The sequence below is a fragment of the Mitsuaria sp. TWR114 genome (assembly GCF_007997345.1).
The window spans coordinates 1-535 of the sequence record NZ_VOSR01000906.1 but is presented as its reverse complement, the minus strand read 5'-3'; the positions used below and the strand labels follow the sequence as shown (position 1 = coordinate 535).

General features: G+C 67.1%; 1 protein-coding gene. It reads right to left on the bottom strand.

Annotated features, from left to right (window positions below; all coding sequences use genetic code 11):
- Positions 1-244: 244 nt before the first annotated feature.
- The coding region (locus FUT87_RS25580) for an SgcJ/EcaC family oxidoreductase (RefSeq protein WP_147242820.1) at positions 245-535 on the bottom strand (291 nt) is incomplete at its 5' end.

The window sequence follows — 535 nt, the reverse complement described above, 5'->3', positions numbered from 1 at the left end:
GGCGGTGATGGAGGCCGACGAGATCGTCGTGCTGAAGCAGGGCCGGATCGTCGAGCGCGGCCGGCATGAGGACCTCATCGCCCTGGGCGGCTGGTACGCCGGCCAATGGCGTTATCAACAACTGGAGGCCAGCCTTGACGCCGCCTGAGACCGCGTCCGGCACGGACAGCAAGACGCAGCCCGACCGCCACTCGCCGCGCGAGGCGCCGCGCCGCTCAAGGCCCGTTGATCACGGGCTCGTCGATCAGGGACGCGTCGCCTCGGGCATCGCCGACGAGTGGTGATGCGCGATCAGCCATTGCCCGTCGCGCCACTGGTACACATAGGTGTAGCGCGCCTTGACCGAGCTGCCGTCGGCGAAGCGGAAGGTGTAGGTGCCGACGTCCTGCGCGACATTGCAGTCGATCTTGATGACGCGCTTGTCGATCGTTCCCTGCGGCTTGTTCTTCAGGAACTTCACGAAGTAGTCACGGATCTCGGCCGGCGTGGTGCGCGGCTCATTGGTGACGGTGGGCAGCAGCACGGCATCGGGCGC